This window comes from Bacillus sp. KICET-3, assembly GCF_033261025.1.
Lineage (GTDB): Bacteria > Bacillota > Bacilli > Bacillales > Bacillaceae > Bacillus > Bacillus sonorensis.
On the sequence record NZ_CP137345.1, the window covers coordinates 3,173,904 to 3,186,134 of the forward strand.

Annotated in this window: 11 protein-coding genes; 3 read left to right on the plus strand and 8 right to left on the minus strand. The window is 47.8% G+C overall.

Annotated features, from left to right (window positions below; all coding sequences use genetic code 11):
- Window positions 1-98: 98 nt before the first annotated feature.
- Window positions 99-989: a LysR family transcriptional regulator gene (locus R5H20_RS16185; RefSeq protein WP_006637762.1), complete on the minus strand. Its 891-nt coding sequence runs from the start codon at window positions 987-989 to the stop codon at window positions 99-101.
- Between the two features lie 120 nt (window positions 990-1,109).
- On the opposite strand from R5H20_RS16185, the gene R5H20_RS16190 reads away from it, so the two are divergent.
- Window positions 1,110-2,324: an MFS transporter gene (locus R5H20_RS16190; protein ID WP_006637763.1), complete on the plus strand. Its 1,215-nt coding sequence runs from the start codon at window positions 1,110-1,112 to the stop codon at window positions 2,322-2,324.
- A 151-nt stretch (window positions 2,325-2,475) separates the two neighbouring features.
- Window positions 2,476-2,844 carry a YoqO family protein gene (locus R5H20_RS16195; RefSeq protein ID WP_006637764.1) on the plus strand — a complete coding sequence of 123 codons (369 nt, stop codon included), beginning with the start codon at window positions 2,476-2,478 and terminating at the stop codon, window positions 2,842-2,844.
- 34 nt (window positions 2,845-2,878) lie between these two features.
- Here R5H20_RS16195 and R5H20_RS16200 read toward each other — a convergent pair whose 3' ends face one another.
- From R5H20_RS16200 to R5H20_RS16220, 5 genes are all read right to left on the minus strand, one after another.
- Window positions 2,879-6,088: a bifunctional cytochrome P450/NADPH--P450 reductase gene (locus R5H20_RS16200; RefSeq protein WP_006637765.1), complete on the minus strand. Its 3,210-nt coding sequence runs from the start codon at window positions 6,086-6,088 to the stop codon at window positions 2,879-2,881.
- A 34-nt stretch (window positions 6,089-6,122) separates the two neighbouring features.
- On the minus strand, window positions 6,123-6,695 hold the full coding sequence (locus R5H20_RS16205) for a TetR/AcrR family transcriptional regulator (RefSeq protein WP_006637766.1): 573 nt from the start codon (window positions 6,693-6,695) through the stop codon (window positions 6,123-6,125).
- A 229-nt stretch (window positions 6,696-6,924) separates the two neighbouring features.
- A complete protein-coding gene (locus tag R5H20_RS16210; protein WP_157678830.1) occupies window positions 6,925-7,101 on the minus strand; it encodes a hypothetical protein in 177 nt (58 codons plus the stop codon).
- Between the two features lie 167 nt (window positions 7,102-7,268).
- A complete protein-coding gene (locus R5H20_RS16215; RefSeq protein WP_006637768.1) occupies window positions 7,269-10,412 on the minus strand; it encodes a S8 family peptidase in 3,144 nt (1,047 codons plus the stop codon).
- 174 nt (window positions 10,413-10,586) lie between these two features.
- A complete protein-coding gene (locus R5H20_RS16220; protein WP_006637769.1) occupies window positions 10,587-11,189 on the minus strand; it encodes a class I SAM-dependent methyltransferase in 603 nt (200 codons plus the stop codon).
- A gap of 305 nt (window positions 11,190-11,494) precedes the next feature.
- Between R5H20_RS16220 and R5H20_RS16225 the strand changes: the two genes are divergently transcribed.
- A complete protein-coding gene (locus R5H20_RS16225; protein ID WP_006637770.1) occupies window positions 11,495-11,650 on the plus strand; it encodes a YjcZ family sporulation protein in 156 nt (51 codons plus the stop codon).
- Between the two features lie 74 nt (window positions 11,651-11,724).
- Here R5H20_RS16225 and R5H20_RS23635 read toward each other — a convergent pair whose 3' ends face one another.
- Together R5H20_RS23635 and R5H20_RS16235 are read right to left on the minus strand one after the other, a co-directional pair.
- Complete coding sequence (locus tag R5H20_RS23635; RefSeq protein WP_006637771.1) at window positions 11,725-11,910, minus strand: hypothetical protein; 186 nt, start codon at window positions 11,908-11,910, stop codon at window positions 11,725-11,727.
- A gap of 167 nt (window positions 11,911-12,077) precedes the next feature.
- Window positions 12,078-12,227 (minus strand): YrzI family small protein, encoded by a 150-nt coding sequence (locus R5H20_RS16235; RefSeq protein WP_006637772.1) that lies wholly within the window; start codon window positions 12,225-12,227, stop codon window positions 12,078-12,080.
- Window positions 12,228-12,231: the final 4 nt, after the last annotated feature.

Here is a 12,231-nt window from a genome sequence, read left to right on the forward strand (position 1 = left end):
GAGCCGGCATGTTTCGGTGGCGGCTCCTTTTTTCAGAGCTTCGCAAGGCCCTGATTCCCCACGCTCCCCGATTTTCCCCTGAACTCCTTTTCCCTTTCTTAGGGACGGCCGTTTCTCTGATAGTAATCAATGACAAACATTCTAAAATTGCTCGCCGCCGGCGATAAATAGTGGTCTTTTAAGACGGCAAGGCCGATCATCCGTTCACAGCGGTAATCTGCAACACGGCAGTACGCGACAGGGGAATGGACATGTTCTGAGGTTTTCGGCAGAATCGCCGCACCGAGCCCTGCCGAAACAAGCCCCAAAATGGTCGATACTTCCTCTCCTTCAAATGCAAGCTTCGGACTGATCCCTAAATCCCGGCACATTTGATCGAACACATAGCGAAGTCCGTATCCAGGCTTAAATCCGACGAAATCTTCATCGGCTATCGTTTTCATCGCGATTTCTTTTTGGCCGGCCAGCGGGTGGTCGGCAGGCAGCACCAGATAAAGCGGCTCTTTATCCAAAACGGTCCACTCAAGCAGTTCGTTCGGCAGCGGCGGCGAGCTCATGCAAATATCGGCTTCGCCCGTTTCCACCATGTGCTGCAGCACTTCGTTCGCCCCTTGATAAAGGCGGAATCCTACATGGGGGTGCAGTTTTTTAAATTCGGCGATGAGCTGCGGCATGACCCAGGAACCAAGTGTATGCAAAAAAGAGACCGAGACTTCTCCGTAATCGGGATCTGCGCTTTGTCGGACCTTCTGAACCCCTTCATCAAGCGCATGGCGCGCTTTTTTTGCTTTAACGAGAAACTGTTCGCCATACCTTGTCAGCCGCACAGATTTTGATTTTCTGATAAACAAAGGCACGCCCAATTCTTCCTCAAGCTTTTTGATGGAACGGCTCAAAGCCGGCTGTGAAATGCTTTGCTCCATTGCGGCTTTTGTAAAATGCCGATGCTTGCTGACGGCGATAAAATTGTCAATTTGATGGAGCTCCACTCTTTCACCTCCTTATCATAACAAAAATGCATCATATCTATAGTTATTATAAATTAGACACATCACAAATGAAAGCGTAGGATGGATCATAGAGCTAGATTGCAGAAATGAGGGACCAGCATGAAATACATTCAGCCGCATACGAAGGACTATCAACACGCAAGCATCGCCTTATTTATCAGCGGTTTTGTCACGTTTGCCACATTGTACACCACACAGCCGCTGATGCCGGTATTTGCAGAGGAATTCGGCATTTCCGCGGCGGCGGCAAGTGTAACATTATCAATCTCAACGGGCATATTGGCATTCTCTTTACTGATGGCGGCGGCATTGGCGGACGGATTTGGCCGCAAAACGATCATGACGCTGTCGCTTTTTTCAACATCCATCCTCGGCCTGTTGACAGCGTTCAGCCCGAACTTTGCCGCCCTTCTTGTCATGAGGGGCCTGCTTGGGTTCTTTCTCGCGGGTGTTCCGGCCATCGCCATGACCTATGTCGGTGAAGAATTCGATCCGAAGGGGCTTGGGAAAATGATGGGGCTCTACATCAGCGGCACGAGCCTCGGCGGCATGAGCGGCAGACTGTTGACCGGCCTTTTGACAGACCTTTTCGGCTGGAGGGAGGCGCTCGGCATCATCGGCGCCATTTCCGTCGTGCTGAGCTATCTGTTTTGGCATTTGCTGCCGCGGCCCCGGCACTCCGTAAAACAGCAAACCAATTTCAAAAAAACATGCGGAGCTTACAGAGCCGTTCTTGTTAACAGGCGGCTCATGCTGCTGATTTCTCTTGGCTTTATCTTAATGGGCAGCTTTGTCACGATGTTTAATTATATCGGATTTCAGCTGATGGCCCCTCCATACCGGCTGTCGCAAACGGTCATCGGTTTGATCTTCATCGTTTATTTGGCGGGTGCGCTCAGCTCGGTTTATATGGGAAAGAAAGCCGACGCCTTCGGCAGCCCATTGATGATCAAAATCGCCATCGCCATCATGGGTTCGGGCGCCTTGATCACGCTTTTCTCGTGGCTGCCGCTGAAAATTGCCGGCATTGCCGTCTTTACGTTCGGATTTTTCGGCGCCCATTCGATCGCCAGCTCCTGGGTTGGCCAGAAGGCCGATGATCAGCGCGTTCAAGCCTCTTCCCTTTATTTGCTGAGCTATTATCTCGGCTCAAGCCTGGCAGGTTCGTTCGGCGGTTTTTTCTGGATCCATTTCGCATGGACGGGAATCATCGCTTTTATTGCGGGATTGCTATTGATCGCCTACCCGGTGATTTTCTTTGCCGAAAGGGAAAAGAAACAGCTGTCAAGGGAATGTGTTGAAGCAAAGGATTGACCTAAACCTTTTTCAACCAACGCCGATATATAGATCAAAGCCGGCATGACATTTCCTTCTGAAGATCAGCCGTTTTTAGAAATCGAATGCAGTCCGTCATGTTGGCTTTTCCCTTACGATCCGCTATCATGTTTGACGGAGGGGGATTTCTTTGCTGAAGAAAACGGGATTCTGCGGATTGATGGTTTCTATTGTTTTGGGCATTTGTCTAAGATGGAGATTGAATAACAGCGGCATACTGCCTGACATGTTATCCATTGCGGGCTTTGTATTCGCCTTGATGTACATATGGGACGAGATGAAAAAGGAGAGCCGAAAAGCGCTTCTCTGGAAAGGAACGGGCGTGATCATCGGAACGGCTTTGCTGGCGTTTGTGATCATCAAAGGCCGTGAATCGATCATCAGCCTGCCTTTTTTCAGCGGCTGGGAAACGCCTGCCCAAGCCGTTTATATTTTATCGGTTCTTGTTCTGGCAGCCATCATCATCTCTTACATAAACGAAATATTTTCAAAGTCATAAAGAGACAACCTAAACGGGTTGTCTCTTTTTGCGTTTACGCCTGGAACGATAAAGATGCCTCGGCAGAAACGGCGGCAGTCCAGACGTCTTTTGCATAGCGTCCTTCTGCTTGCAGATTGGAGAGCCAGTTTTGCGCCTCTCCTCTGCTTGCCCGATATACGTTTTCATATGCCTCGCACAGAGTACGCTCGACGTCCGGAGCCATTCGCGCGCCGTCTCCGCAAATATATAAGCGGGCACCTTTATCCAGGAGATGAATCAGCATTTCTGCGTCTTCCTTCATCAGATCCTGAACATATGTTTTCGGCCGGCCTTCCAGCCGCGAAAATGCAGTGTGCAGCTGTACGATCCCATCCCGCTCTGCTTTTTCTAATTCATCGCGATATAGATAATCCTCTTCCGGATGACGGCAGCCAAAATACAAATGGGCTTCGCCAAGCGTTGCCCCAGCTTCTTTTTGGACGCGGCGCGCCTGCAGAAAGCCGCGGTATGGTGCGACTCCCGTTCCTGGTCCGACCATGATGACCGGTGTTTCTGGATCATCCGGCAGTCTGAAGCCTGAAGAAGGCTTGCGGATAAAACAAGAAAGGCTGTCCCCCGGGTTGAGCTCCGCCAGATAATTTGATGCCACCCCGCGGTATTGGCCCCGTCCGCTCAGCGCCGGACCGCTCACAACCGCTACTGTGATGCTCGTCTTTTGTCCGTTTTGCCGAGGCGAGCATGAAATGGAATAGTATCTCGGCTTCAATGCAGGCAGGAGCGCCAAAAATCGGGCAAACGGCAGCTCACAGGCCGGATATTGCTCAAGCAGGTCAAGCATTGTCAAACGTTTCTGCAAAACCTGTGCTTTATAGGCCTCATCTTCCAACAGTTCTTCAAGCTCCCGCTTATGAGGCGGACACACCGTGTGGGCGGCCAGTTCACGAAGCTGGGTTCTCGTAGCCGGTTCCTGCAGTTCAACGCTGTTTTGGAACAGAGCTCTGAGATTGACCGGACGATCTAATGGCAAATGGGCGGCAGGGCGTTCTCCGCTGATCAGCACGTGTTCATTTCCGCTCAGGCCAAACCGCTTGAAAACCCGGCCGATCAGCGCCCTGCTGTTTTGCGGAAGCACACCGAGATGATCTCCTTCTGTATATGCAGCTCCTTCCGGTAAAGAGATGTCAATATGCCGTGTGCTTCTTCCGCTGTTTCCTCTCTGAAGTTCACGGTTGTCTAAGACATGCGCCGTAAACGCCTCATACGTTTTGACAAGGGGCGAGGCGGCCGGTGCGCTGATAAATTCGACGGAAAGCGCTTGTCTGTCAGCTTCCTGCTGCCGCTGCTCATCTAGAGAAAATGCTTTTCTTAAATTGGGCCACAGACCGTTTTGCCAAGCCTCAAAACTGCCTTCAAAATCATCGTTGGCGTCTCCTTCTCCAAGCTTGTGGAGCCTGCTGGCGCCTTTTTTCTCCAATGCGCTGTCAATCAGACGGGGAATCCGCTGGTAGGTGCTGGCCCAGCTGCTGTTCCCGCAGCCAAATACGGCATATTTGACGCCGTTTAAGTCTTTTTCATGATCCTGTTCAAGCCAATCGACGAATTCCTTTGCACGATCGGGCGGATGTCCGTTGTAAGAGGCGGTTACGATCAGCACCGCCCCTTCCTTCGGAATGCTGCCCTTATATTGATCAAGCTCGGCCGTCCTGGTTTGATAGCCTTGCAAAAGCGCTTCGTCTGCCAGCTGTCTTGCTGCATCTTCGGCTGTTCCCAGGTTCGAGCCGTATAGGACGAGCAGCGGAGTGCCGTGCCCATGCTCGGCGGCTTGCTGTGAATGGCCATCCTTTACGGCAGCGGTTTGTTTTTCTTGATGACCGGCCGCCATCATCGGCATGCTCTCTTTTCTCGGCCTTACCCGCATCGTAAAGTTTTCCGGTTTTATCGTAAGCGATTCTTTTATTTTCAGTTGATAATTCGTATGGTCTTCAAGTTCAAAATACTGAAGGATCATCCCGAGAACCATTGTCGCTTCATGAAGCGCGAACTGCATGCCGATGCAGGCGCGCTGGCCGTTTCCGAACGGTTTGTACGCGTTTTGCGGAATGCCGTCCATTTGTTCAAACCGCTCAGGCCGGAATGATTCAGCGTCATCTCCCCAGACGCTTCGATCCCTGTGCAGTTTTGGGATCAGAACTGATACGCTTTGCCCTTTTGGAATCAGGTATTTGCCGCCGATCACCGTTTCTTCCTTCGCATACAAGGAAAAAGAAGGTGCCGTCGGCCAAAGCCTCAGCGATTCGTTCAAAATCATCCGGATATATTTGAGCTGCTGAACCTGTTGATATGAAGGCACGGGATCTGTGAGCACCCGGTCAGCTTCTTCATAAGCCTTTTTAAGCACCCGGGGATGCTTAAGGAGAAAATAAAGGGCGAATGATAGTAAACCGCTCGTCGTCTCGTGCCCCGCGATCAAAAACGTGATGATCTGATAGCGGATGTTTTTATCATCGAGTTTTTCGCCGGTTTCAGGGTCCTTCGCATGAAGCATGAGGGACAGCAGATCGTTTCCGTTCCCGCCGCCGGTTTGTTTGCGTTCGGCGATGATCCTGTCGACAAGTGAAAACATCGATTCAACGTCATGGTTAAACTGCCGCCTTGTTTTGATCATCAGCCTATCTTGCAGCTCGAAGCGCTTCGTCTGTCTCATCGCTTCATTCAAACCGCGAACCATGCTCTCGATGAACGGATGCTGCCCATCCCGGTAAAAACTGTTAAAACGGTAGTTGAAGCCGCATAAGCCGATGGTATCCAAAGTGAGACGCGTCATATCATCCGGAACATCGATGCTTTCATTCTGATTAAGGCGGAGCCATTTTTGAATAAGCTGAACCGCAATATCCTGCATCATCGAGTGGTAGCCTTTCATCGCCTTTTGGCTGAAGCTCGGCAGAAGAATGTTGTGGGCTTTCCGCCAGTTGGGTTCATGCGTCCAGCTTGTGAACAGTCCGTCTCCGCTAAAATCGCGAACCTTCAAAAGCCCTTTCCCCATGTTTTTATCAAACCGGGATTCATCACAGACCTCTGACACCAGTTCATGGCTTGAAACAAAAACACCGATCGTCTCTGCAAACTTAAATTGAAAAATAGGTCCGAATTCATCCGCGATTTTCCAGAGCGATTGAGACACCTTGGTTTTATCAAGCAATGGAAGATTGCCGAGAGGGCCGAATGTTTTCGGGATTGGAATCGAGTTTAGCTTGTTCATCAAAATCATCCTTTCTATTGATCGAAGATCGGCATCAATTGTGGCGTTTAACGGCATGCCAAGAGCGTTCTTCAATTTCTTCCATCAAGCCGGAAGGGTCTTCAATTTCTTTGGCTTTGACCAGTTTTTGAATATGAACGAATGCTCCAAAAACAATCGCTGTCAAGATGTGTGACGGCAACGGGTGAATCATGTTTGCCTCCTTGCCTTTTTCAAAAAATAAATAGACAAAATCTAAAAGTTCATTCAGGACTTCCCGGCTCGTTTCCGTCAAATAGTGTGAAGTTTTGTTAATTTCCAGGAAGTAAAGCGCATGGATATTCTCCTGCGAAAACTCGTAAAGACAGCGGAAAATATGGTGAAATTGGCTGCGAACACTCTGATGCCAGGGATAGCCTTTCTTTACCTTTTCTGTAAAACGCCTCACACTGTCCTGAAACAGTACATTGACAAGAGCCTCTTTGCTGTCAAAGTAGCGGTAAATGGTGCCTGCCCCGACGTTTGCTTTTTTTGCAATCATCGGAATGGTTGTGGCATCAAAGCCGCGGTCTGCAAAAAGGACGAGTGAAGCTTCAATGATTTTGTTATACTTGCTTTCCTGCTCCATTTATTTCGACCTCCGAAAGGTAGGAATGAACATTCATTCCGCAAACGTCTATGCCATTCAATTTTGACAGATGCTCTCAAAATTCCTTTTTTAATATAAATTTTTTTGAATAAAAAACAAAATGGGGAAAAACTGCCCATGTCGGTTCACAGTCCAAAATACACAAAAATCGCCTATCTGCTTAACGATTCAATGATCCTCATTTGATAGTATTCTTATATATTATTTTTTATGACTCAGGGTTGCTTGCCCAAACGGCGGCCATCAGCGGACGTCCGAGTTTTTCAAACCCTGACACATTTTGCTGTATAGCTCTGCCGAGAGATGCCTGTGAGATGTTCGATATATGCGGCCCCGCCCTTAAAGCGACAGTGCGAAGATTCCATCCTTTTCGGCTTGATGCCACGATGCCTTCTGTGTATACTTTCGTTTTTTTTGCATGTCGCCTTTCTGCAAAGTCCGCACGAATGGCATGCGTTTTATATTTCCGGAAAACAGACAATAACAGCACCATAACCGGCGCAAAAGCAGCAAAAAAAGAGCTGATTGAACATCAGCTCCCGGTCCATCAAACTATTTTGCCTTTTTCACGGTTGTTTTTCTCTCTTTGCTCATATTTCCTGCCTGGTCTTTCGCTGTGACTGATAATACGGTATTTGCCTTTTGCTTTTTTATTTTAATGGAGAAATCGCCTTTTTTATTCGCTTTGCCGGTGCCGATGGTTTTCTTGCCGGCTTTGACGATGATATTGGCATTCGCTTCAGCTTTACCTTTTACGGCCGTACTATTGCTTGACACGGTATACACTTTCGGTGCGGAAGGCGGGGTTTTGTCTATAACGGTTATTTTCGCCGTTTTGCTGGTGTTGCCCGCTTTGTCTTTTGCGGTCACACTGATGGTCGTTCCCGCTTTTTGCTTGGCGATCTTGAGACGGTATTCCCCTTTGCCGTTCGCTTTGGCCGAGCCGATCGTTTTTCCTTTTACCTTTGCCGTGACCTGTGCGCCCGCTTCGGTTTTGCCCTTGATTTCTTTGCTATTATCAGAGACCGGATTGATTTTAGGCGCATGCGGCGGAATCACGTCGGCGACCGTGATTTTGACTTCACTGCTTTCCCTGTAGGCATCCGCTGATGCGGTGGCATACAAAATCGTGTATTCTTTTTGTTTGGCGATTTTGGCTTTGAATGCTCCTGAAGCATCCGCTTTTGCTGATCCGATGATGTTTTTTGACTTATTTTTTATGTTGACTGTATAGCCTGCCGGCGCTGTGCCCTTCACATAGACATCCTTGTTGGTGACGCGCTTGACAGACGGTTTTTTCGGCCCTTTTTCCACGACGGCCCGAAGCGATGCCTCAGCTTGATGGCCTGTTGCAACGACATGGAGAACATGGTTCGCTGCCTGAGCCGGGATTTTTACCGAAAAGGCTCCTGATTTGCCCGCCGTTCCCGTTCCCAGCACTTTGCTTCCGCTGATCACTTTAACCGTTGATCCGCTTTTCGCGGTACCTTTGACAGCTCGATCATGGTCTAAAATCGGATTGACCTTCAATTTCAGCTCTAAAACACTTACCGCATGGTACGCATTCAATCTTCCCCATCCCGAGACAAAGTCATATCCTGGTGCCGGAGGCTCAGGCTCCATTCCATCGTCAAAATCAGAGCCCGGATTGTCCTGTTCCTCAAATGAGACATCAGCAGCCGTCTCCGTCAGCAGCTTTTCCACTTCCTTTGGTTTTAAAGACGGTTTTTCTGACAAAAGAAGTCCCGCAACGGCGGCAACGTGCGGCGCAGCCATTGATGTACCGCTCATATACGTCACATTTCCATCAGGAACAAGGCTTGGAATATCGGTTCCTGGTGCTACCATATCGAGTCCTTTTCCATAGTTGGAGTAGTCGGAGACAAGGTCAATCTGATTGGTCGCACCTACGGATAAAGCGTATTTTGAAGACGCCGGATATGATATTTCTGAAAGGCCGTCATTCCCGCTTGCAGCAACGACCGTCACATTCTTGTCCGCGGCATATTTCAGGGCGTATTCGATCACCCGGCTGTACGGTCCTCCAAGACTCAGATTGATCACTTTGGCTCCGTGGTCAACGGCATATATGATCCCGTATGCGATCTGCTCTGTGTCTCCGCCGCCTGAAGAATCCAGCACTTTCACCGGGAGAATTTTTGCGTGTGCATTGATGCCTGCCATTGAGTAGTGATTATCAGCCGCCGCTGCGATGATGCCTGACACATGTGTGCCGTGTCCGTTATCATCGATCGCATTTGTGTTGCGGCCGATGTAGTTGTAGCCTTCCTCATGTTTGACAACTCCGTTTAAGTCTGCAAGCGTATGATCGACACCGGTATCGACAACCGCTATGACCGTTTCGTTTAACGTTTTTCCATTCAGCAGTTTTTGAAGTTTTTCAAATTGGATGTCGGCGTTTGCGGCCCGGTCTTTGCCATTGTTTTTCAGCGACCATTGATAGGAGTACTGGCTATCGGCCGATAGTGCCCGATATTGGCGGACCTGTTCGACGAACTCCACCTCAGGAAGTCTGGACAGCTTGTCGGCAGCTGCTTTATATTTCTTTGCGGCGGCCTTGTATCCGTCTGAATCATGCCGGTCCAGTTCCAGCACATACATGTTTTCCAAAGCTGCTTTGCTTTTTTTGATGGAGTCGACGGATTCCGCGCCAAATGCCTTAGCTTTAGCTGCAAAGGAACTCAGTTTTTTGCCGTCTTTTAATTTCACAATATAGCGGTTTTCAGGTGCCGCTGATATGTTTGAATCTGTCAAACCGGCTTTTGCGAAAAGCGCTGATACTTTGCTGCCGGCTGTGTTTGCAATATCGATTTCTTCAGCTGTTTCATCAAGCTGTTTTTTTAAAGATTCGGGTACCGTTTCGCGTGCTGCCGAGTAAAGGCTGGTGATTGCTTTTTGATCTTCTTTTGTGATCGTGTATGTGCTTGACGATCCGTTTTTGGCGACATCGCCAAACAGTTTTTTCAACTGCACTAGATCGCGGTATACACCATTGCGCAGCGATTTGTCGAAGATCATTTTCGCACTTATGAAAGGAGCGGCTTTATAGTATAGAGAAGAGAGAGATTTCCCTTTTTCCGTTTTCGAGAGGACACCATCTCTAATCGTTCTTAAATCTTGCAGAATGCTTTTTCCGTTTTCCCTTTCGGAAACGCTTAATTCCGCAGGGCAATCCTCTTCAGCCTGCTGATCTGATGGCGGAAGGGTGACGCCTTCATAGCTGATGGTGTAAGAAACATCTGTATTTGACGTATTGTCGGTTTCCTCGTCATTGTGATTTTCCACTTTTACGTAGTAAGGTCCTTTCCAGGCAACCGGAAAATCAATGATTCCAGGATTTTTTTCGTATGAAAAGCCGTTGTACCGATCAAAAGTATGTCCCTCGGTTGCATTTTCCAAACTGGAGTAAATTGAAATATTCAATTCTTGATCTGATTGAAGCTTGAACCGAAAATGCGTAAAATCCGCAACATCTTTTTCAGAAGGTTCAACTTTATACCAGTGTGCTTCCTCATTGTTTTTAAATGCTGCTTTTACAGGGCTTGCGATCGTCAGCGCCGTCTCATCAACGGGTGCGTCAGCCGCAGCACCGGCTTTCACAATAGGAAGCTGGCCAAAAATCAAGGCGAACATGAGAATGAAAATAATAGAACCGCTAATTTTCCTTTTTTTCATAAAATACCTCCGCCAAATATAGTAAAAACGTTTACTTCGCTATTAAACCATGTTTATCAGTTGATTGGAATACTTTTCTTCTAAAAACAAAAATATGATATTTAAGCATCAACTTCATGATTTTTGCAATAGAAAAACCCTCTTATTTTGAGAGGGTTTTGTCATGTATCGTTCTCATTTCACTGCCGTAATGCAGCAATAATTTTTGTACATATGTACATTGATTTCCCGAAAGCGATTTTTTTCAAGCAGATCCCTGATCTGTTCTTCTGTATATAAAGTAAAATCTTTCGTTTTTTTTGATAATTTTATTTGTTCTTTGAGATGGACGGAAAGATTTAATGTTCCGTCAATTTGCAAAACGCGGTAAATTTCTTTTAACGCCTGTCGGGCGTCCGTCCAAAAATAAACCGTATGCACGGAAAAAACCTTATGAAACGAGCGGTCGGCAAACGGTATGTTTTCGGCGCGGCCGTACTTAATCTCCGCTTTTCCTTCTTCTCTTAAACGCTCAGTCCGGCGCAGACTTTGTTTTATCATGCTTTTGGATGAATCAATTCCGCAAGCCCTTCCGCTTTCCAGCTTTTCCGCTATCCGGCTGAGAGCCGCTCCGCCGCCCGTTCCGATTTCAAGGATACGGTCATACGGCTGGATGTCCAATAACTGAATCGTCCATTCGTTTATATCATGATTTCCGGTTTCCATATAAGAAGCAACCCATTTTGATAAAATGCCTCTCGGACTCCGCAATTGTTTTCCAAGCCATTGTTCAAACACGTCAAAACACCTGCTTTAGTTCTTATTAGCCCGATTTTGATTTATGCAGTCAAGGACAAAACCGGAGGCAAAAACGGGCCCTTCTCCAATCATATCGGCCGTTAAACCGGGGATTAAAAGGAAATCGAAAAAATAAACCGGCTAAAAGGCCCGTGCCATAACTAGACGGCCTTTGCTATGAAAATGTTTCGCCTTAAAAAAAGAGTGGACAGGAGCCGCTTTTTGCTATGTGGTTGATTCGCCCTTTCCATTATCGTATAAGCGCATAGAATGTAGGGAACTTTCGTGAAAAGGTGGTGCTATTTATGGGCTTTGGCTATGGCGGTTTCGGCCGCTGGGGAGGCTGCTGCGGATATGGCTACGGCGGCGGCTACGGCGGTTTCGGTTATGGCGGCGGCTTCGCGCTTGTCGTGGTTCTTTTCATTCTTTTGATTATCATCGGCGCTAGCTACGTCTACTAACACAGCAGGAGGAGGAGTGTTCAGCCCTCCTCTTTTTATCTAGCCTCTAACATCCCGTTTTTAGAAGAACCATCCTATGAAAAGAAGCAGAAAACAATTGTTTTCTGCTTCTCTCTAATAATACCAGTATGGCGGCCAATAGCCGATTTGGCGCGCCTGAACCATTCTTTGGCGGTGCCGTAGCCATGCTTAAAGGAATGGGGCATTGAAGTATACCCGTGGCCGATAAAAGGCATTCTGCCATCTTTCTGCATATTCATCACCTGCACTTCTTGATTGCATTTGATTTATCGTATGCAGACAATCGCCGATTGGGACCTGTTAAGACCGGCTAAACCTGGTCCTTCTCCAGTGTGTAATGCGCCAATAATTCCTTTCTGTACATCATCATGATCATCTCCTCCTTTAATGTGTAATTTGGCCGGGGTTAACGCTGGCTGTTCATATAAAGATATTGTAGCTGGCGATCCCTCATTTCATTGTACAGCTGTTCGATCTCGTATTCTCGTTCGTATTCTTCCGGACTTTTAAATCGTTTTTGAATGGTCAATGTTAAGAAGAATAAATTAATTGTCATACCG